This is a genomic window from Pedobacter xixiisoli (assembly GCF_900215335.1).
In the GTDB taxonomy this organism is placed as follows: domain Bacteria; phylum Bacteroidota; class Bacteroidia; order Sphingobacteriales; family Sphingobacteriaceae; genus Pedobacter; species Pedobacter xixiisoli.
Map to the genome: position 1 here is coordinate 196472 of NZ_OCMT01000004.1, position 20992 is coordinate 217463.

At 33.7% G+C, this 20992-nt stretch carries 18 protein-coding genes and 1 tRNA gene; 2 read left to right on the top strand and 17 right to left on the bottom strand.

Annotated features, from left to right (window positions below):
• Positions 1-2: 2 nt before the first annotated feature.
• The 10 genes from CRO54_RS16945 to CRO54_RS16990 all read right to left on the bottom strand — a co-directional run bounded on the left by CRO54_RS16945 (position 3) and on the right by CRO54_RS16990 (position 13814).
• Positions 3-3221, bottom strand: coding sequence for a SusC/RagA family TonB-linked outer membrane protein (locus CRO54_RS16945; protein WP_171047957.1), 3219 nt, complete (start codon positions 3219-3221; stop codon positions 3-5).
• Between the two features lie 91 nt (positions 3222-3312).
• Positions 3313-4350, bottom strand: coding sequence for a FecR family protein (locus CRO54_RS16950; protein WP_097133275.1), 1038 nt, complete (start codon positions 4348-4350; stop codon positions 3313-3315).
• 254 nt (positions 4351-4604) lie between these two features.
• A complete protein-coding gene (locus CRO54_RS16955; RefSeq protein ID WP_097133276.1) occupies positions 4605-5189 on the bottom strand; it encodes an RNA polymerase sigma factor in 585 nt (194 codons plus the stop codon).
• Between the two features lie 323 nt (positions 5190-5512).
• Complete coding sequence (locus CRO54_RS16960; protein WP_097133277.1) at positions 5513-7822, bottom strand: S9 family peptidase; 2310 nt, start codon at positions 7820-7822, stop codon at positions 5513-5515.
• 103 nt (positions 7823-7925) lie between these two features.
• A complete protein-coding gene (locus CRO54_RS16965; protein ID WP_097133278.1) occupies positions 7926-8501 on the bottom strand; it encodes a YdeI/OmpD-associated family protein in 576 nt (191 codons plus the stop codon).
• 158 nt (positions 8502-8659) lie between these two features.
• Positions 8660-10600 carry a hypothetical protein gene (locus CRO54_RS16970; RefSeq protein WP_097133279.1) on the bottom strand — a complete coding sequence of 647 codons (1941 nt, stop codon included), beginning with the start codon at positions 10598-10600 and terminating at the stop codon, positions 8660-8662.
• Positions 10601-10604: 4 nt separating this feature from the next.
• Positions 10605-11168, bottom strand: coding sequence for a Panacea domain-containing protein (locus CRO54_RS16975; protein ID WP_097133280.1), 564 nt, complete (start codon positions 11166-11168; stop codon positions 10605-10607).
• Positions 11169-11349: 181 nt separating this feature from the next.
• On the bottom strand, positions 11350-11718 hold the full coding sequence (locus CRO54_RS16980) for an ASCH domain-containing protein (RefSeq protein ID WP_097133281.1): 369 nt from the start codon (positions 11716-11718) through the stop codon (positions 11350-11352).
• Positions 11715-13247: a PIN domain-containing protein gene (locus CRO54_RS16985; protein WP_097133282.1), complete on the bottom strand. Its 1533-nt coding sequence runs from the start codon at positions 13245-13247 to the stop codon at positions 11715-11717. The genes CRO54_RS16980 and CRO54_RS16985 overlap by 4 nt, the downstream gene beginning before the upstream one ends.
• A 3-nt stretch (positions 13248-13250) precedes the next feature.
• Positions 13251-13814 carry an ATP-binding protein gene (locus CRO54_RS16990; protein WP_097133283.1) on the bottom strand — a complete coding sequence of 188 codons (564 nt, stop codon included), beginning with the start codon at positions 13812-13814 and terminating at the stop codon, positions 13251-13253.
• A 146-nt stretch (positions 13815-13960) separates the two neighbouring features.
• Here CRO54_RS16990 and CRO54_RS16995 point away from each other — a divergent pair, with 146 nt between their 5' ends.
• Positions 13961-14899, top strand: a complete 939-nt coding sequence (locus tag CRO54_RS16995) for a tyrosine-type recombinase/integrase (RefSeq protein WP_171047956.1) — start codon at positions 13961-13963, stop codon at positions 14897-14899.
• Positions 14900-14901: 2 nt separating this feature from the next.
• Positions 14902-15300: a cysteine peptidase family C39 domain-containing protein gene (locus tag CRO54_RS17000; protein WP_097133284.1), complete on the top strand. Its 399-nt coding sequence runs from the start codon at positions 14902-14904 to the stop codon at positions 15298-15300.
• Here CRO54_RS17000 and CRO54_RS17005 read toward each other — a convergent pair.
• From CRO54_RS17005 to CRO54_RS17035, 7 genes are all read right to left on the bottom strand, one after another.
• Complete coding sequence (locus CRO54_RS17005; RefSeq protein WP_097133285.1) at positions 15293-16309, bottom strand: S1 family peptidase; 1017 nt, start codon at positions 16307-16309, stop codon at positions 15293-15295. The genes CRO54_RS17000 and CRO54_RS17005 overlap by 8 nt on opposite strands.
• Positions 16310-16386: 77 nt before the next feature.
• On the bottom strand, positions 16387-16947 hold the full coding sequence (locus tag CRO54_RS17010) for a hypothetical protein (RefSeq protein WP_097133286.1): 561 nt from the start codon (positions 16945-16947) through the stop codon (positions 16387-16389).
• Positions 16948-16953: 6 nt separating this feature from the next.
• Entirely contained in the window at positions 16954-17505 is a 552-nt protein-coding gene (locus CRO54_RS17015) for a hypothetical protein (protein WP_097133287.1), read from the bottom strand.
• A gap of 987 nt (positions 17506-18492) precedes the next feature.
• Positions 18493-18948: a hypothetical protein gene (locus tag CRO54_RS17020; RefSeq protein WP_138765864.1), complete on the bottom strand. Its 456-nt coding sequence runs from the start codon at positions 18946-18948 to the stop codon at positions 18493-18495.
• A gap of 25 nt (positions 18949-18973) precedes the next feature.
• Positions 18974-19237: a helix-turn-helix domain-containing protein gene (locus CRO54_RS17025; protein ID WP_097133289.1), complete on the bottom strand. Its 264-nt coding sequence runs from the start codon at positions 19235-19237 to the stop codon at positions 18974-18976.
• Between the two features lie 163 nt (positions 19238-19400).
• Positions 19401-20642, bottom strand: coding sequence for a site-specific integrase (locus CRO54_RS17030; RefSeq protein ID WP_097133290.1), 1242 nt, complete (start codon positions 20640-20642; stop codon positions 19401-19403).
• Positions 20643-20857: 215 nt separating this feature from the next.
• Positions 20858-20944, bottom strand: a tRNA-Ser gene (locus CRO54_RS17035).
• Positions 20945-20992: the final 48 nt, after the last annotated feature.

A 20992-nucleotide genomic window follows, 5' to 3' on the forward strand; every position in this document is an offset into this window, starting at 1 on the left:
GATTAAAAATCAAGGTTGAAACCGATATTAAAAGATTTGGCAATTGGATAGGTACCATAGTCTACACCTGGCGTTAAAGGATTATCTCGACTACTTACTTCAGGATTGTATCCACTATATTTAGTGAACGTAAATGGATTTTGTAAGGCAACGTATACACGAAGTTTGCTAACGCTGATGCTTTTCAATAATTCTTTAGGAAGAGTTGCACCCAAGGTAATGCTTCTGATTCTTAGGTATGATCCATCCTCTATATGTGCGGTAGATATCTGCCCATTTAAGCCTTTTGCCGTACGATTCGCACGTATGGTTTTTCCATCTCCATAATCCACTTCAGATTGCCATCTATTAATTGCATCTGCCATATTATTGGTATTTCCTTCCATGTTGTTGATGTATCTTTTGTAGATATTGGCAACCTTATTGCCATAAATACCTTGAAGGCTAGCTCCAAAATCGAACATACCATGGGTAAGGTTAACAGAATAGCCATAGGTAAATTGGGGTTGATAATTTCCAGTAACAGCTTTGTCGTTACCATCAATTACGTTGTTCCCATCCATATCATTAAACTTGTAATCACCAGGCCTTGCTCCTGGCACTTTAGGTAGAGAGTTATTTACGTCGTCCCAACTACGATAAATACCATTGGTTTCGAGGGTATAATAAGAAGCTATCGGCTGACCAACTCTTGTTACAAAGAAGATAACGTTATCACTACTTGAAATTATTTCTGGAAGCCCGCCCAAGTCTACAACCTTATTTCTGTTGAAAGAAATATTAGCACTATGGTTCATGCGTAATTTTCCTAAATCGTGGTTGGTGTTTAAGGTAAATTCTAATCCTTTATTATTTACTTTTCCAACATTTCTTAACGCGGTATTAAAACCAGAAGTTGCAGGAACAGGTAGCTCCAAAAGAAGATTAGAAGTATTGCTGTTGTAGGCGTCAACCTGTAGTGTAAGCTTATCATTGAAAAAGCCTATATCAGCACCAAGGTTAAACATTGCATTTGTTTCCCATTTCAAATCTTTGTTACCAGCAGTAGTTGGCACATAACCTGGAGCGAGAATTCCGTTTCCAGTTCCGAAAATATAATTGTCTCTACCGATTAGGGAAAGATGACCATAATTGCCAATACCGAAATTTCCAGTTACACCGTAACTGCCTCTTATTTTTAATGAACTGACGGCTTTTTGTTTAGTGAAGAAGCTTTCCTGATCTATGTTCCAGCCAACAGATGCTGATGGGAAATAGCCCCACCGAGTGTTTGTTCCAAAACGAGAAGATCCATCGGCCCTAAGCGCTGCAGAAAAAAGATACTTCCCTTTGTAGTTATATTGCAAACGAGCTAAACCAGATAACAGAGACCACTCTTGAACGATAGAACTCCAATCGGTAATCGTAGTAGCATAATTTAAGGTTTGTACCAAGTCATTCTGATAGCCTGTTCCTGAAATCAAATTGGTTGCAGAGTGCTCTGCTTGTGCTGTAAAACCACCTAATAGATTAAATGAGTGGCCATCTATGTTTTTCTTATAAGTAACGGTATTTTCAGAAACCCAGTTTGTGTTTCGTTTGGTTCTAGAGGTTCCAGTAGGTATTGATGGCACTGTTCTCGTAACATCGCTTGGTAAAGTAGATGGCCTAAATAAACTTCTTTGCCAATCTTTGATATTTGCACCAAATGAAGACTTTAAATGAAGTCCTTCTGCCAATTTTAGCTCAGCAAATACATTACCTACCAATCTAATCTCATTCATCTTGTCACTTTTTAAGTTAGCCAATGCTACAGGATTGATAGCCTGTGCTCTTGAATAGCCCCAGCTGTACTGATCGAAATTATAAGAGCCATCGGCATTATAAACCGGCATCGTTGGTGACATCGCCAAGGCAGTTGATACAATATTTTCATCGTTGAATCTACCTTCTGTTGGCACCCAATTGTAAATTGAATTGGTAATGTTTATGGAAGTCCCGAATTTAAACCTATCGTAGGTTCCATCTAAATTCACCCTTCCATTATATTTCTTAAATCCGCTTCCAATTACAGTTCCTCTTTGGTCTGCAAAATTACCTGACACGTAATATTTAATATTTTCAGAACCTCCTCTTAGAGACATCGAATGGCTTTGGATAGGTGCTTGCCTAAGTACCTGATCTTGCCAATCTGTGTTTACCAGCCCTTCTTCACCATTAAGATAAGGCAATAGATCTGTTGGTATAAAAGCCGCAGTGTTATTACCAATTTTACTTCTCCTAACATCATTTCCATCAAGAACACTTCCAGTTTTATTCTGATCGGCCAATAAATCTAGATAAGTATTATTTCTAGCATCATAAACCAATTTGGCAAAACCATAGGCATCTAGCATTTCAATTTTTTTGCTCACCTCTTGAAATCCAGCAAACCCGTTATAGCTAAAAACTGCTTTACCTTTATTCCCTCTTTTGGTAGTGATCATTACCACACCATTAGATCCCCTCGAACCATAGATTGCCGCAGCAGATGCATCCTTTAATACTTCGATAGAAGCCACGTCATTGAGGTTAAGGTCGTTTAATGAGTTTACCCTTTTACCTGTTCCATTATCGTCTTGGTCGGACATCGGTATTCCATCTATAACATACAAAGGGCTGCTACCTGCAGTAATTGTACTAGTTCCACGTACTTTAATAGCAATTCCACTTCCTGGCGCACCGCTTTGCTCTAGCACCTGTACACCTGCCATTTTTCCTGTCATGGCTTTATCTAAACCTACACTTGGAAAGTTATTGATATCGGCTTCTTTTAATGAAGCTATGGACGTAGTAATGTCTTTCTTATTTTGAGTACCATAGCCCACTACCAGCACTTCGTTTAATTGCTCATTTTCGTCTTCTAGTCTAATGAGGATAGAATTACTCTCTCCAGATTTCGCTAAGATGTTATTATGGATATATTTTTTGTACCCTACGTAAGAAAAAATCAAATTATACTTAGTGCCATTTTTCAAATTCTTTAAATTAAAAAAGCCCTTTTCATCTGAGACTGTCGTAATTGGCTTGCTATCTTCTTCAGATGTAGCAACTACAGTAACGCCCGAAAGAAATTTACCTTTTTTGTCGGTCACTGTACCACTAATCTGAAGGTTGCTCTGTTGGGCCATAACACTACTACTAAACAGGATTAGTAAGCAGATGACCCAATTCTTAATAATAGATGGGTATTGATGTTTCATAAATAAATTGTTTTGTTTTTTTAAAATTTTAGGCATAAGGGTAACTTGTCGCTTTATCGCAACTACTATAAATATTGATATGTCATTCTGATTATTTTTTTTGAATAGTGATTTTAGATTTGTTTTCCATAAAAGTTAGATTGTTCATTTCGCACACCACAGACAGAATATTTAATAAATCTTCTGAACGTTTAAAAGTACCGGTAAATAACATGCTGTCTATTTCTTTCGCATCGAATTCAATTTGTTTGTTATAGTTTTTGGAAAGTGTGCTAAATACGTTTGTTAGGCTAGTTTGATTAAAAGCCATGGTAGCATCTGATGGATACCCTGTTTTTATTGGCTTAACGAGCCCCATCGCATTTTTACGCTTAGTAATGATTCCTGAGCTTCTATTAACCGTTAAACCTTCGCCAGGCAGCAAATAAGTATCTTTTAAGTTATTACCTTTTAGATCTTGTGATCGCACTACCACTTTGCCACTTTTCAGGAGAACATTAACCAGGTTTTGCTCCCAAGCATCAACTGTAAATATAGTGCCTAAAGCAATAGTATGCACATTGTTTGCACTTACTGTAAAAGGATGCTCTTTATCTTTTTGAACAATGAATTCGGCTTTACCCTTTAGATTTATATTTCTATATCTATTCCCATAATCTGGATTGTGATCAAAAGAACTCTTCGGATATAGCATAACAATTGAGCCGTCGGGGAGAGAAATATTTAAGATATGCTTTGCTGTGTTGGAATAATTGTTCTTAGTGGTTGTGAGCGCTACTGATTCGTCTTTTTGATGGTCCGCCTTTTTATTTGAATAGAAGATGGCTACAGAAATAGAAAGTACTACTGCAATACTTGCTGCCCATTTTAACATTTGGAAATTTCTTCTCTCAAAAACGGCAGGCATTTGAACAGCCACAGCCATTTTGTGATGCAGGTTTTTTAAAATCATTTCAGCTCTCGCTCTTTCAATTTTAGTTGTTGTAACTTTTGTAGTTAACATTTGTTCATATTCTGTCCTTAGCTCTTGTTCCAAAACTTGACTTTCTTTTTCAAGTCTATCGTGAAGCCCTAGTAACTGCTCCTTGTTTAGTTGTGCTTTCCAGAATTTGACTACTAAATTTCTCATGCTTACTTACAATTATTAATACTACAGTGATTGAAAAAGGGGGTGCTTCTTTATGTTATTAAACCGTTAACATATCGTTAATTTAGAGAAAGTGTATAGCGTGATTTCGCTAACGTACCGCTGACCGAGAATAGCCGAAGAAAAAGACCACGACTTATAAGCGTTGACATACTCATGAGATTTATATTTTGGTTACTATAAATACTCTACTAAATTGAAAAGGGGGTATGGCTGATTTGATTTTTTTAGAGAAACTAGATATTTGCCATGATGAAGAGCAAAGAAAGCTTAGTTGCATTACTTAAACTATCTTTAGTTGCAACGTAATCCTTTATAATTTTCTTCGCTTCTTTTAGATAAGATTTTACAGATTCTTTAGAAAGCCCTAATATATTCGCAGTTTCTTCCTGAGATTTCCCTTCAAGTTTGCATAGTTTAAAAACTTTTTGCCTCTGTGGAGAAAGTTGATTTACCGCTTCTTCCAACACTCTCAACTGATCTTCTACTAGAATTTTGTCCGTAAAAATATCATCAGCAATAGAAACATAGTTGTCGTAATTTTCTACAAAATCAATGGCATCTTTTACTTTCTTTTTTAAATAGGAAAGTGATTTGTTATAGCTAACCACAAAGAGCCATCCAGCGGGAGACTTTTCATCGTCTATTTTTTGGCGGTTTTCCCACAGGGAGAAGAACACATCTTGCAAGATATCTTCTGCCGCAGTATCCGATTTTACCAGCTTAAAAATATTAGCATACACAACTTGATGATATTTATGATAAATATCATCGAAAATTGCTCTATCTTTTGACAAGTCTTCTCTAAACAACCCACTCATAGGTATATGATAATGTTGTTGGTGATTTTATTTGAGTAAAACTAGTACACTATTTTTAATTCAATATTAACAAATAGCCACCACTATTAGTATTTTTAAAACCTGTGGTTGTAAGATGCTTTGTAGTCCATCTCTAATCCCAAGAAGTAACTTATAAAAGCGTTACAATTCGATATCAATTGAATTGCCATCAACGGCTTAATCGAACCTAAAACATTAAGTATCGTTATTAACAAATTCATGAGCCTTTTTTGAGGTCTTTCAAAAAAGGCTCAATTCATAAGCTGAAAGTTTTATAAAATTCTTTCGTATTATTTTATGTCCTACTTCTGCTCTTGGTTTGCTCCTCTCAAATTATATTCTCTCGGAGTTGCTACACCCTTTAAATGTTTCACAAAGTAATCCCAACGGCGACGCATCATGTACGGATTATAAGCACCAAACCCGTGCGAGCTATGCGGGAAAAGTACCAAATCATAATCCTTATTGGCTTTATTTAACGCATCAATTACTAGATAAACATTATAAGGAGGCACATTATTGTCCATCATTCCGTGGGCTAACATGAGTTTTCCCTTTAGGTTTTTAGCATGAGTTTGGTTGGCTTGCGCTTCATAATCTGAGTTTTCTAACAGGCCATTATAGCGTTCGCCCCAATCATCCTCATAGTTTCTATTGTCATGATTTCCAGCCTGAGATACTCCTACCTTAAAGAACTCTGGATAACGAAACAACGCTGCAGCGGTCGCAAAGCCACCACCCGAATGCCCCCAAATTCCTACCTTATCAATATCTATTGGATATTTCTCTGATAGCTGTTTAATTGCGGTTATTTGGTCCGGCAAAGTATTTTCGCCCATATTACCATAGTTCATGTCATGGTAACTTTTTGATCGCATAGGGTTGCTCGTTCCCTCTATTAGCACAACGATGAAACCTAGTTCTGCCAAAGCTTGGTGATCAGACCTAAACGCAGAAAATGACCAATTCCCCACACTTCCACCCTGTGGCCCAGGATAAATATAATCCACAACTGGATATTTTTTTCCGGCTTTCATTTGAGTTGGCGTGAAAACCAAGCCATAAATATCCGTTTTACCGTCTGCCGCTAAAAGCTTAACTACATCTGGCGCTTTCCAGCCCTTAGCTTGTAATCTAGAAATATCTGTTCTGCCTAACTCTTCGATCTTTTTCCCATTAATATCCCTTAAAACTGTAATGCTAGGTACATTTGGTTGTGAGTATGTATCCACCATATATTTAAAGTCTGGAGAAAAAGACACTTGGTGGTTACACAAATCTGGTGTTAACAGCGCAAGACCTTTTCCATCAAAGCCTATTTTATATAAGTAAGAAAAGTATGGATTTCCTTGCTCGCGACCATATCCAGTAAAATAAAGCGTTCTGTTTTTTTCATCAACCTTCAATAATCTACCCACCAGCCAATTTCCTTTGGTAATTTGATTTTTCACCTTGCCTGTTTTGGCATCATACAAGTACAAATGCCCCCAATTATCACGCTCAGAGTACCACAAAATTTCATCAGTTTTAGGTAAATACCGCCAATTAATAGATCTAACTCCCGATTCGAAGTGTGTTTTAACGGTTTCTGTAAATACCTCTCTAACTGCACCAGTGGTTGCATTGGCAATTTGCAGTTTAGAAACTTTGTGGTCACGAGACGTTGACAAAAATGCAAACTCACTTCCATCAGCGTTCCAATCTACATCAGCCAATTGACCACCGTCTTTAATATCATCACTTAACGAACTTCTGTGCTCATCCAGAGGAATTTGCAAACTCACCACCTTCGCATTTTCCACATCAATAACCACTCTACGAAGTTTAGCAATCTCTTTGTCCCCTGGCAACGGATATTTCCAAGCTTTTAAAGTTGGCGAACCTACATTGGTCGTCACCAAGTACATATCTTTCAAATGACGCTCGTCTTGCTGGTAAGTGGCTATCTTTTTAGAATCTGCCGACCATTTGACAATCGCTCTTGCACTATTTGTCCAGCCTGCGTTATCGGTAGCATAACCATAATCTTTCACACCATCAAAGGTGAGTTGCATCTCCTTTTTAGATACGATGTCTTTTACCCAAAGATTCCAATCTTTAATAAAAACAGCCTTTTTACCGTCTGGCGATACAGTTTCTATGGTACCGCTCATCATTCTACCTCTTACTGGTTCAGTTTTGTTTGTTTTGCTTTCTGTTAGGGCATTCGTCTTGATATCGTAACTCCACGATTGCCCCTCTGCATAAAATGCAACGGTTAACGCATGAGTACTATAGACCAATGTTTGAAAAGGTAGTTTGGTAGCTTCCTGTGTTTTATTGGTTGCCTTGCTTAACTCTACCGCCAATTGTTGATGATTAAAAAGAGGTTGTTTGGTTTTCTTTGCGGGATTTACCAATAGGAATTGGTTTCCTTTATCAGTTTTACTTAAATACCAAAATTGTGTACCAACCCAGAAAGGCATACCCGCACCCTCATCTACAAATGGTTCGATGTGATAGCCTAGAAATTGTTCTGCCCTTGCATAATCTTGCTCGGTTAGTGGTTCATTTTGAGCCTTCAAGGTAAAAAAAGTTAAAATAGTACCAATGGTTAGTAATTGTTTCTTCATTTTGAAATACAAATAATTAAACTAAAATAGGATGCTTAATTCATTTGTAAATTAAGGTATTGATAATAATACAAAACGAAGAAGCTGGCGCTATTTTTAGCGCTTAAAATTGCTTTGGTTTCTGTTTTTTAGCAGCAAGTTCAGCCACTTCAGTAATTCTTTTTTCGCGGGTTTCTGTTTTTTTAGCAAAGGCGATCCATTGTAATATCATTTTCCTCACCGATTTGCTAAGGCTTAGGAAAAAATCTTTTGACCCAATATTTCTTGCAAAAGCAGCTTCCAAATCTGGAGAAATTGTAAGCTCTTCAACCTCATCTAACAAAGTCCAAGAGCCGTTTTGCTTGGCTATTTCTATACTTTTAAGTCCCGCTTCGGTCATTAAACCATCAGCAATCAAGCGCTCTATTTTTTCTTTATTGATTTTAGACCAGCCACTCTTAGGTTTGCGTTTACAAAGAAATTGTACAAAACTTTCATCATCAATGGATTTGCGCATGCCATCTATCCAACCAAAACAAAGGGCTTCATCTACCGTTTCGCTCCAAGCAATGGTCTCTTTATTTGCTGATTTTTTATACGCCAACAACCAAACTGCTTCTTCAGAAGCATGATTTTCTATTAGCCATTGCCGCCATTCTTGTTGATTTTTAGGAGATATGGTAGGGATGTCTTCTTTCATTAATCTAATATACCATCAAATAAGTAAGGACATAAAAAAAGTTTTTGAGGAATCTCAAAAACTTAACTGCGGAGAGGGAGGGATTTGTGAAACTCAAATAAATAACTGAATTACAAAAACTTATAAAACAAAAAAAATAACAGACAACGATTAAGACACTATTTGTCTTTTGAAACGACATCCCCATTTTTAAGCAGATTAGGCTTAAAAATTTTGTTTTCAATTTTCTGGTTATTAATATAATAAGATTTGACTAATAGCTTAATGTCCTTTGAAAAAATAAGTAAAGTCCATAAGAAAGTTCCAACACCAAGTAAGATCAATATTTTCCAGATGTACGTTCTTAATTTCTCATAAATATCGCCTTGACGAATCAACAACATCAAGAATACAAAAAAGCCTAAAGAAACAGCCAAACAAACAACAAATAAGGATGCTTGGTATGCATTCTTTATAAATTGAAAGTTCGCTACTGAACTTAATACGAAAGTCACAATAGTGGTAAATATAGCGATGGTTTCCATGGACTTCATCTCCTTGTCCACCAACTCTTTTTTCAAAGTTATTACCTCTTCTTTCATTTTACTCAGAGAACTTAATTCATCTTCTACGTTTTCTATAATTTTTAAGGAGCTTTCAACGTTGCCAATTCTTTCATTAAATTCATCAAACTCATTGATATAATTAGTCTTATTTAATGGTAACACGAAAGATGAGGCTAGAAATATTTTATCAATTTCTGAGTTGCCAGCCTTCACTAGGCATTCTTTGAATGGAAGATGGAAAACATAATTATAATTTCTCTCCGACCATTTAATATTTCTCTTGTAATCCTTCATTATCTCCTTGCACTTAGAAATAATTGATCGCAATTCTGTCAAGTCCTTTAATACTTTCTTTTCGCTAAATTTATTTTCCAAAGATTTTGCAAGAAAACTAATTACTTTATTCTGCGGAAAGAAATTTCTAATACCCGTTGTTGCTTGGACATCTATAATGAAATCGTAATGTTCTATAAGTTTTTCATACCCTCCATTCTCCTCAACTAATGACAGCTCATTGTTTAATGCATAATTAACTAAAATTGAGTATACAAACTTATCATAAGCATTGCTAGAGTCTTTAGATATTTCACACCTTCTAACAATTTCTAGTCTTATTTTCTTTAGGTTACTAAGGTTTTTAGATACATCTTTATAATACTTTATTAATCTATGAAGTTGAAGAATTGAAAGGCTTTCAAGGCTTCGGTTTTTTAATTCATTAAAGTCAGAATAACTTCCTTGCTTCCATTCAGAGTCAAATTGATAGTGCGACTTAATTATATCAATCCATTCCTTAAATGGATTTGTAATCAGATCATTTACATCTAATTCTTGTTCAATATTGTTTTTTATATGGTGAATTGGAAAGCTGCTTATATCTTTCTTTCGTAAAATCCACTTACATAATAAATAGTCATTTTTTTCTTTTAGCAAAAGAGAAAACTTATAACCACCCAGTTTTTTAGGTTTTAACAAATCTCTAGAGTAACCTAATAAATCTCTGTAAACCCTAATGTCAGGCGTTTGAAAGTGGTCGATACGGCTTATCATTAAATTAGCTTGGACAAAAGCTAACGACTTGTAAGATTCTTTATCGAATTCTTCATTTTCCAGCGCATCTGACAGCTCCTCATTATTATGACTTATATAGTCTACACTAGATAATTTTAATTTAACCGACACCCAAACGGTAAAATCTAAATACATGTTTATAGCAACCTTAAGGCATTCAATGTAATTTCGATTTAAAACCGATTGTAATTTTTCCTGTAGTTCAGCCGCTTCTGGCAATGGCTGCGGTATATTGGCTAGTCTCTCTTTTATACCGTTAAGTATTTCTTGAAAATTATCGGCACTAACATATTCCCCTGTTAGAATTGAGATATTAATATTATCAAAAAAACTTTCCTTCGATATTTTGATAAGTTCCAAAAAACTATTGTAATCTTCCTCTTTTGTTTCTTCTACGACTTCTTCTAGATTGAATTTCTTATACCATTCTTCAGGAAAATTTTCTGAAATAGAAGAGAGCAATTTTTCAGATGGAGTAGCCATGTATTTAGAATGGATTTAGTTTGAACAACTTATCCTCTGACTTGATAACTTCTGCTGGGATCTGGTTACTTAAAACACCTGCCCTTTGCGCCATCTTATAATATTTTTGCCAAGAGTACCACGCATGACTTAAGTTTACTAAATCAAAAGGAGGAAACTTGACCAGTAATTTATTTTGAGACTTCAGATAATCTAGTGAAAGATCTATTTCTTTTTTTATGTTCTCGTCTAAATTATCAAATATAGAAAAATCAGCGTCTTGCTTAACCTTTACACAACTGTTACTAATCGTATAAACATTCAATTCTCCATTTCTTTGTTTAATCTGTTTATAAACGGAACTTTCAACATGGCCATACGGCATAGCATAAAAATCGTCAAAAACTTCCTCCAATAAAATACTTTTTTTCTCAAGTTCGGAAGTTGCTGCTGAAACAAAGAAAAGAAGTTTTAAAGATTTAAGGACACTAAAGTTATTGGCAGACTCCTCTTCTCCTAATTCAGTGTACCAATCAATTAAGCCCTTAATAATATATTCAAAGTAAATAAGTTTATCTTCTGGCTGCATTTTGGTGAGATTAATCCCTTGTAAGATAGTTTAATAAACAATATCGATTCAGAAAAGTTATTCACAAATTCAAAAAGTATATTTGTTACAAACGCAAATATACTAATTTATTTAGCAATTAAGCCCCGCTGTAAATCTCTGAATACATTGACATACAATAGTCGTAATTGCAACTCATTGATTAAATATACATATAAGACTGTGGAGGAACTGCGTTAAAGGCATCTTTAATACTTAACGGCTCACTGTACTTTATAGTATTCTTAATTTTAATAGCATGAGCAATATCTCTATCTGCAAAATATTCGTCAAAAAAATCCTTTGTAATTCCAGAATATTTTTTTGTTAAATTCCAGATGCTATCTGGATCAAAACTCAGTATTGTATCTATTTCAAATTCGCCGATTACTTGTTGTACTGGAGATGAAGCGTAAACTACAACGGTTTTAATATTCGGCTTTTTAAATATCACTTTTCTAAATTCAAATTTCTTTGTTCCTTCAAAAATTTTAAAGGCATATTCTGGTTTAATTGATAGTAATACTTTCATTTTTTGTAGGAATATTTTGCAATGTTAATCAAATCTTCTCTTTTAATGGCACGAAATCCTCTAGGCATATCATTAATCTCTGGAATAACCCCTACTTCATTTAGCCATCTTAAATTTGGCCGCTTCGGCAATGAATGAGCATAAATAAAGTTTACTATAAAAGGTCTTCTAATTAAATGAACAGGTTTATTAAATGGGTTATGATTCCAGTGCTCTTTCAATTGCGCATCGGTAAAAACACTTCGTTTTCTACACAATAATAAAAACGTCTCTTCATCTGGAATGTTATCAATAACAGATTCAACAATACCAATAGTTGTTACCACTCCAGTATTTATAGCATTTCCAGGTATTCCAGTTCTATAAAAAACAATTATATCTCCTGACACCAAATTGCGTTCTTGCGATCTAGAAATATAAACTTTACTAAGTGCATTTCTATAAGGCTCACTTTCGATAAAATCCTTTGGTGATTCCGTTTTCAGTATAGAGTCTGGGAAAAGTTCTGTATGATACGCTGGGTATATTGGAACAATAAAAATATTAGACTTCTTAGAGAGAAATGGTGTTGTAAACTTAGGATTTTTTATGTTTGCTGGCAATGACTTATCGAATGATCTAGTATATACATTCTCTCTACCATTTACAGTTTCTTTCACACCATGAAATACAAACCCCCAGTCTTCTAAAAGATTAATTAGCAGCCGCTGTTCTTCTCGCTTGTCAAAGATGGTTACGTAAATTTCACTGACCTTCTGTGCCAACGCATTATCAAAAACAATCTTTAAAAACCTTTCGCCTAATTTAAAACCATTTGCAGTAACTTTAAAAGTTCCAATTTTTAATCTTTTCTTTTTGGGAAGAGCGGGATTCATATCTGAATAATTTTCATCTTCCCCTTCAACTTTAAGAAACAGAAATGCACTTAAAACATCATCTTGATAACATACGTATGCTAGTTCATCTGACTTGTTTGCAAACCATTTATCGAAACCTTGGTAGTCACCTCTAAAGCTATCAAAAAAAGCATCTTTTATGTCTGTTTCTCCAAAATAAAGCCTTTTTACCGCTAGCACTTTGTAATCCACTAATTCTGGATTTTCTGCGGTAACTTTTTCCAAGAAAGAGTTAATCTTAAACACTCTATCGCTAATCCCTAAAAGATTTGCCTTTTTATGTATTTTCTTGTCTTCAGATATTAAACAATCGACTCTGCCCTTAAATACTTCATTTAAGATTTTAGAGTCATTTACATCATTTTCATTATTGTCTACACTGTCACAAACATTTTTTATATCGTCTTCATAAGGCGCAACAGTCTTTAGTAAATGATAGTTAGCGATCTTAATATTAATAGTTTTAACTATATCCCTGTCTTTATGGGTATTAAGTTCTTCTACTGTAAGTGGGTGAATACATTTTATAGCTTTAATTTTGTCGAGCCAATTAAAGAGTATCCCTATATCATTGATATAAATTTTTGCAGCCTCACGATGAATTATAATGTTTGTATCTAAAAGAACTCTCATAAGTTATCGCATTAAAGAGGTTATTCCATCCTTGAATTTTTTCAAACCGTCTCTGTTGCCAACTATGAGGTTTTTTCCCAGTTCATTAGATAAAAAACTGGCGTATTCGACTTCTTGATTTTGCATCGACAATAAAAAATCAGCATCATAAGGCCTTTGATCTCTTTCCTCCAGGCCTTTTTGTATTTCAGTCACATTTCCAGTTACTAGGCAAAAAAGTCGTGGATTTATAGCGCTAAATAATGACAAAGGGACATTTGAGGCAATGCCTTCGGCATTCAATAAACAGTAATGCCCATCTAAAATGTAATTGCCATCGACTTCAACGTTTTCAATTAGCCCATTTATTAATCGATTTTGAGTTGACGGAATATCTCTAACTTTTTTATTTTTAGCATCAGAGTTAATCTCTGACCACTTAATAAGTTCGCTAGCAGATAAATATTCTAAATTAAAATCTAAACAAAGCTGTTTACACAAAGTGCTTTTTCCAACACCATGTATTCCCCCGACAAAAATTATGTTATTGAAACGGGGAGTTTGTTCATTGAGAGTGTTATTATTCATTTAGTGTATTGATTTAAAGTAATTATAAAAAAACTATTGCCTAAAATCAATTTTCAATTATTAACAATCACACACATTAAGATACAAAAACCTCATTATCAATATTTTAAATTGCATTTGTACTTTTTAAATAGTATATTTGTATTGTGAAACATAACTTATTTATAAGCGAAATAAGTTCATCAGATGTATTACATTCATATAAATCATCCGATTTAGAAAACCTATCTAATAAAATATTTCTTGGTTTAGACTTGTCAAAACCAACTATAACTGACTATAAATATAGGATAGGTAAGTTTGTTGAATTTATTAAAGAAAACGGATTTGAAAGAAATACACTTTTGAACTATAAACGACAACTGCACGAAAGCAATTTCAGCATATCAACGAAGAACAAGTATTTCATTTCAGCAAAGATCTTTCTTCGTGAACTTTATCGATTAGATTATTTAGATAAGGATATTACAGTAAACATTAAAGGGTTTAAACAAAATCAAGGGCATAAAAAGGATGGATTAACAGAAGATGATATTTTAATCATTCAAGAACATTGCAAGGCACTTACCCCAACTTCCGAAAATTTACGATTGAAAGCGCTTTTAGCGTTTTTTTTATTTCAAGGCCTCCGGCAGATTGAAGTTTGCAGAATGGATATAAATGATATTGACCTAAAAAACAAATGTGTTTTTATAACTGGAAAGGGTAGAGACGATAAAGAAATTGTTTGGTTACACCCTTACACTGTTAAAGCAATAAAAGACTACATAAACATTGAAAAAATAAATACTGGAGCAGTATTTAAAAGCAAAAGTAATTTCTGTAATGGCAATAGACTAACTACTAAATCAATTGGGGCGATTATAAAGGCCCTGTTAAACGATCTGGATATTGACGGCACAACTCACGGATTCAGACATTTCTTCACAACAAAGCTCATTAAAAACTATAAAGGAGAATTGCTAACAGTATCAAAGTATACTCGCCATCGCAGCATTCAAATGCTGGAGGTTTATAATGACGAAATAATAAGGCAAGCAGATTTGCCTAGGTTTTATAATGTATTTAACGATATTAAAATTTAAGTATGAAAGTAAATCATGTTTATCAGCATGATGACACAGGCTGCGGTATTGCTTGTGTTGCAATGATAGTTAACCAAACCTATTTCCAAGTTAAGGAAATATTAAAACAAGCAGGCTTCTTTGATAATGATGATTATTTAGGGACTGACTTTAAGGATATGAACAAAGCACTCAATATTTTTAATTTTAGTTCTGCTTCTAAACGAAAGTTTAAAAAGTGGAATAATATTCCTGCAAAAATTGCGATAGCATCAACTAACTATGACAGCGAAGGTGGCTGGCATTGGGTTTTGTTTGTTAGAGATATAGAGGGATGCTTCATTTACGATCCAGGTAAACGAAAGAAGAAAATACGAGATTTAAGAGGAAAGCGATCTGGATGGTTTATTGAAATTATTTAAATATGTAAGTATTTAATGATTTTACTATTTCTTCACTAGGAATGCCCGCAGCATAGGAAGGCTTACCTTTTTCAAAGAATTGCTTTTGTTCAAAAAAATCTTGCGCAACAATTCCGACAACTAACCCATGTTTATTTATAATAGGACTTCCACTATTGCCAGATGATGTTTTTGCTGAAATTAAAAAGAACTTATTGCCGTCATAATCCTCTACAAAAGAATTTACTTCCCCCTTATGATAAACTTGATAAGCTGCCTTTGTCATTGGAATAGAGGGATAGCCAATTGTAATAATTTCAGAAAGCACATCTGGCTTCGGTTCGAAATCCAAGTATAGAGATCCTAAAGGTTCTTTCAACACTATATAAGCCAAATCCAATTTAGGATCTTCAACAATCTCTTGATAAGGTAAAGCTGTATCATTATCTAAGTAAACATTAATTTTACTAGCGTTTTCTACTACGTGACGATTGGTAATTATCAAGTACTTGCTAATTTTACTATCCCCTGCCGCGTAATAATAGCCAGTACCTATAGAGCTATCACCAATTTTATTTATGTGTTCTATCTTCACTACAGACAGCCTGTACCTATTAATTATTTGTGACCAACCACCAATAAGATTTAATATTAGACCTCTTTTATTCAAATACTCCGCAAACTTCCCATTAGCCCTATATCTAATTCCAAAGGATTTTTCAAAAGAGGTTGGCGCAGGTGTAAGAACATGTTCTTCAACGAGAATTTTTAAAACTAATTCTACTGCATCAAATGAAATCCCTCCCTTAATCTTTCCTCTTTTATGTGCAAAATCTAAAAACTCATCAATTGAAAAGTAACCAAAATCAATTGCATCATTTAGTTTATCCCTTTTCATCTGAATATTTCGTTGTTTGCTTATCGCTTTTATTTCGTCAAAGTTTCCATTCACCTCAGCTGTAAAAAAGAGTATGACTTCATCAATCAAATCTTTATGTGTTTCGAGAAATAATTTTGGGATGTAAGTCATAGTTTACGTTTCAGAAATATAATTACAGAACGTTGAAGTTAAATAAAAAAGGAGGTCATCACAACCTCCTATGTTTTTTAGATTTTAAATATGTAAAAGTTAAACCCTCCATCTCTACGCTTCGTAACTATTATTTCTAATTTCTTCTTATCATTTGAATAGTATCTCTTCAGTGAATTACTAACTGAGCTGCGGAAATAAAAACCCGAGCCTAGGGCAGATTGAATTAGTTTATCACATTTTAAACTAGTAATGTCTAAAACATTAATTCCAGTAATTGGTGCGCTAATTTCTTTGTCAATGCTAATGATAAAACTTGAGGTTGGGTTTCCGTTCTTTAAAAGCACGTAAGTTATTTCATATTGTGGAATATCATGGTCTTTCGTTTGCTCATTATAAGAGAAACTAACTTTACCCTCGTCAACAAAATTCGGTAAATTTTTATCAAAGGTTTTTTTATTGGTTTTGATGATTAGCGTTTTTTGAAGACTCGAAAAATCCAATGAGAAGGTACCATTACCATTTCCACCAATGCAAGTCTCTGATATTATCTTCTTATGTAATTCATATTTTGAGGGATCTTGTGCCTTTGTTATTATTGGCAATAGGCATATTATTAGTATTAATATTCTTTTCATGTTTAGTTATTTTAACGTTTGAACGACTTTAAATTTTGGGTTTACAACAAATGTTTCAGAATAAATTTCTTTTCCAATTAGATATTTACATGCAATTAGATATTCGGACACTTCGACTTTATTCTTTTCATCCTTAACAAGAGCCAAAGCTTCGTTCTTATTTCTATTGAAAAGTTCTAATCCAGCTTCAAAATTTTTTATTGTTCTACTGATATTCTCATAAGTCTCGTCTATTTTGTTTTGATTCTCTTTATTTGAGAATAGACTAGCCATACCTGCGATATTATCATATTCGGCTTTATAGTCAATTGTCTTTTTCAACTCAGTATTAACATGTTCTATCTTTTGATTTATAACCTTAATTTCATTAACCAGTGAATCGTACCGAGTAATAGTATCAAAGTTGCTAAATTCTTGAAATGATATTTTTCGTGTTTTTAGACTGTCAGTGATATAAGTCTTTACAGATGTTTGAGTGCTGTCTTCGGGAGAAGGTTGTTTGCACGAATACAGTATGCCAGAAAAGGCAATAACTGTTAGAGTGGTCTTTCTATTCATATAATTCAGATTAATTACAAAAAATACGTGGGACATCTACAGAATACTTGCCACTGAGGGGGTCGAATCCCTATGCACAAAGTATAAGTAGCGCCCACGTATTACGTGGACGTACCTTCCTATACTTCTCTCTGTGCATTTTGAATTTTCGACCTTTCAGTTGGCAGAGATTTTAGGCGGTTACGCTAAATCTTGAATTCTATGTTATCTTCGTTTTATCTATATGTCATTTTTAATACGACTAAGTTAGTTATATAAATAACCACCCCAAAACTTCGCTCAAATTATTTATACCGTGAAGGAAATATAAATAATTTATAATCCTTAATCTGTAATTCTATTTTCTTTGCCTCACTATTCCCTCCTAATACCTCACTTGTATACAAAGGTAAACGACTACTATATTTACTTCAACTGAATATATAAACTACTATACTTATTTACACTACAGAAACTACTACTTCATCCGCTCTTCGTTTGACGATGTTGGCTGTACATTTTCACAACTCTAAATTAAGAGTACGGTTTTTTGCTATCTGAGGAACTTGTATCTTATACAAGTTAAGTCTATTGCGCTGTAAAGGCATATTGCTTTCCGTTGATTTTTAAACCCTTAAAAAATAGAAAAACAACTTGTATCCTAGGAAAACGTGAAATTTCAGTATTAGGAGGTAAGCCCTATTGTTTCATCAACTTAAAAATTATCCGCAATCTGTAAAAATTGCTGATCTAAAATTCTAGTGAGCTCACTCGGCTAAAAGCATCTAGCTGTAGGGTTGTTAGGGGCTATCAATATTTAATGACAACAACTCCTTTGCTTCCGAGGGAGTATCATCAAACACTCCATTACATCTAGAATAGACGGAAGCAAAGGAGTTGTTGTCTTAAAGGTATTTATTAAATAATTATTTATTTAACTCTTAATTTATATATGGTATTGTCTTGCTATTAACCGCAAATGGAAAAACGAAAATCGAAATTAGCTTATTAAAGAATTAACAAATCAATATGCCCGTAGTCAAAAATCCTTTTGACCCTATTATTATCTATAGAATACCATGTTGTTTGGTCATAACCATGTTTATTAAAATTTCCCCTAATAATGATACGATCATCTAATAGTTTATCGATAGCAGTCCTAAGCATACTTACTGATAAATATGGAAAATATTGATCCAATAAAAATTCTAATGTGCCGTATGTCCAATACCTATCTTCAAAATAATTCATTTTGCGTTCTTCATTATGCTTTATCCAAAAGCTTACATGGTTAAAGAAAATAGCAGAGTTTACTCCATAAGCACAAGCAATAAGAGAGTTAAAATAATTAGTCATTCCTAAAGGGTGCCTGCTCGCATAAGCAAGTTGTATTTTACTAAGTCCACGCTTTTTTAGCAAATCAATTCTAGTATCCTCTTTTCTAATTCTAAATTCGGCAGGCATTGGTCTAGACATTTTTTTTAAATACTTAGCCATTCATACCCCCCTCCATCATTTTAACTACATCCTCATACTTGTAAAACCATGTGCCATTGATTTTTTTGGAAGGTAAGGTGTTACTAATTCTTAGACGTTGCAGACTGCTATCAGAAATATTAAGAAGTTTTTTCACATCAGAAGATCTAAGATATTTCTGCTCTAATTTGGGAGCAATTATTAATGTCTTTAATTGCTGTACTGCGTTCATCAATTCTTCAATGTCCGCTTTTGTGGCTATGTCAGTTGTTTTCATTTTAATTGAGTTTATTAGCCATCTAAGACTGAAAAAAACTATTTAAAAAGCAAACTAAATTTTAGCCAATAAAAATTTAGTTTCAGAAAAAAGTACATAAAACAATGACTACTAGATAATTAAAAACAATATTATTTTTAAAAAAATATTGTTTTTAATTTTTTTAACCCGTTTTTTGACCACTTTTCAGCAAATCATTTACCAAATCCATTTCAGAATTAATTTTCTCCGCTACAATTTTTGCATAAATCTGAGTGGTTTTTAAATTGGTATGTCCGAGCATTGAACTTACCGATTCCATAGAAACTTTTTTTGTGAGCATTAATGTTGCAAACGTATGTCTAGCTATGTGGGTAGTAAGATTTTTTTCAATCTCGCATACTTCTGCAATTTCTTTTAAATACTCGTTATGTTTTTGATTACTCTTTGTCGGAAGAAGTCTATTATTATAAACACAGTCTGGATCGTCACTATATTTCTCTAAAATTTCCATTGCTTTATCTAACAATGGAATCTTAGCCAATATATCTGTTTTGGTTCTTCTAATTGAAATATGCTTTCTACCATTTATTCCGACACCGATATTTTCCTTATTTAATTTGGCAACATCAGAATAAGCGAGGCCTGTATAACAACAGAAAACAAATACATCTCTAATTTCTGAAACTCTTCCACTTTGAAAACTTTTTGTTTCAATTTTCTGTAGTTCTAATTCAGACAAATGACCTCTATCCACTTTTTCTAACCTACTTATGTATGTGTTTAAAGGGTTAGCATTCAACCATCCCATTCTGACGGCAAAATTTATAACCGATTTTAAATTTTTGATGTATTTAATAGCCGAGTTATGTCCACACTTTCTTATAGTCTTTAAGTAAAATTCATAGTTAGTAGCAAATGCAAGATTTAATTCTGAAAGAGCAATATCGGTTGATGAATATTGATAAATAAGAAACTTTTTAACATGCGCTAGTGACGTGCTATATCTTTCATAAGTTCCCGCAGCATAATCCTTACCAATTAAAGGTTTAACATGTTTTTCATTGTGGTAACTAAGTATTTCAATTAATGTATGCTTACGTTCTGTTTTACCTAAATGTGTATTAACCACTAATTCTGGCGTGATAATTTTCCCTTGCTCTTGAAAATTAGCTCGTATATTATAAAGATTTGTTTTAATAGCTTCAATCGTGTGATTTGCTGTTCTTGCAAATTCGTTGTTGCCGATAACTTTAGATGCTGCGGAGTTCCATTTTTTGTCCAGCATCCAAATTTGAGTTGAAAACTCTCTCGATTTACCCTGAATAGTTAATCTACAATAAATAGGGCATTCTTCATTTTTGTTTTTTTTGCCCCTGTGTATAAACATTAAAATTGAGAACGTATTTCTTTTAGTTACTTGCATAATAAATGTATTGAATACTCTTTAAGATACGTTATAACTAATTAAAAAGCAAATAATTAACTGTTAATCGTTGACTTTTTTAAAATTAAAAAACAGACAACGATTAGGGCATATTAAGTTGAGGAAATATGGTTAAATTGGATAAACCTACAAAAACAAAAACCCATTTAACTATAAAATTAAATGGGTTTGACTGCTACTGAATAACTTAACTGCGGAGAGGGAGGGATTCGAACCCTCGATACCCTTGCGAGTATACAAACTTTCCAGGCTTGCTCATTCGACCACTCTGACACCTCTCCTTTGTTTTGCAAAAATATAATTTTTGAGCAATAAAAATGCGCTAGCCA

What these genes read in the sequence shown, in the direction of transcription:
- CRO54_RS16945 (WP_171047957.1), bottom strand. Translation starts at nt 3,221, where the DNA reads ATGAAACATCAATACCCATCTATTATTAAGAATTGGGTCATCTGCTTA.
- CRO54_RS16950 (WP_097133275.1), bottom strand. Translation starts at nt 4,350, where the DNA reads ATGAGAAATTTAGTAGTCAAATTCTGGAAAGCACAACTAAACAAGGAG.
- CRO54_RS16955 (WP_097133276.1), bottom strand. Translation starts at nt 5,189, where the DNA reads ATGAGTGGGTTGTTTAGAGAAGACTTGTCAAAAGATAGAGCAATTTTC.
- CRO54_RS16960 (WP_097133277.1), bottom strand. Translation starts at nt 7,822, where the DNA reads ATGAAGAAACAATTACTAACCATTGGTACTATTTTAACTTTTTTTACC.
- CRO54_RS16965 (WP_097133278.1), bottom strand. Translation starts at nt 8,501, where the DNA reads ATGAAAGAAGACATCCCTACCATATCTCCTAAAAATCAACAAGAATGG.
- CRO54_RS16970 (WP_097133279.1), bottom strand. Translation starts at nt 10,600, where the DNA reads ATGGCTACTCCATCTGAAAAATTGCTCTCTTCTATTTCAGAAAATTTT.
- CRO54_RS16975 (WP_097133280.1), bottom strand. Translation starts at nt 11,168, where the DNA reads ATGCAGCCAGAAGATAAACTTATTTACTTTGAATATATTATTAAGGGC.
- CRO54_RS16980 (WP_097133281.1), bottom strand. Translation starts at nt 11,718, where the DNA reads ATGAAAGTATTACTATCAATTAAACCAGAATATGCCTTTAAAATTTTT.
- CRO54_RS16985 (WP_097133282.1), bottom strand. Translation starts at nt 13,247, where the DNA reads ATGAGAGTTCTTTTAGATACAAACATTATAATTCATCGTGAGGCTGCA.
- CRO54_RS16990 (WP_097133283.1), bottom strand. Translation starts at nt 13,814, where the DNA reads ATGAATAATAACACTCTCAATGAACAAACTCCCCGTTTCAATAACATA.
- CRO54_RS17000 (WP_097133284.1), top strand. Translation starts at nt 14,902, where the DNA reads ATGAAAGTAAATCATGTTTATCAGCATGATGACACAGGCTGCGGTATT.
- CRO54_RS17005 (WP_097133285.1), bottom strand. Translation starts at nt 16,309, where the DNA reads ATGACTTACATCCCAAAATTATTTCTCGAAACACATAAAGATTTGATT.
- CRO54_RS17010 (WP_097133286.1), bottom strand. Translation starts at nt 16,947, where the DNA reads ATGAAAAGAATATTAATACTAATAATATGCCTATTGCCAATAATAACA.
- CRO54_RS17015 (WP_097133287.1), bottom strand. Translation starts at nt 17,505, where the DNA reads ATGAATAGAAAGACCACTCTAACAGTTATTGCCTTTTCTGGCATACTG.
- CRO54_RS17020 (WP_138765864.1), bottom strand. Translation starts at nt 18,948, where the DNA reads ATGCCTGCCGAATTTAGAATTAGAAAAGAGGATACTAGAATTGATTTG.
- CRO54_RS17025 (WP_097133289.1), bottom strand. Translation starts at nt 19,237, where the DNA reads ATGAAAACAACTGACATAGCCACAAAAGCGGACATTGAAGAATTGATG.
- CRO54_RS17030 (WP_097133290.1), bottom strand. Translation starts at nt 20,642, where the DNA reads ATGCAAGTAACTAAAAGAAATACGTTCTCAATTTTAATGTTTATACAC.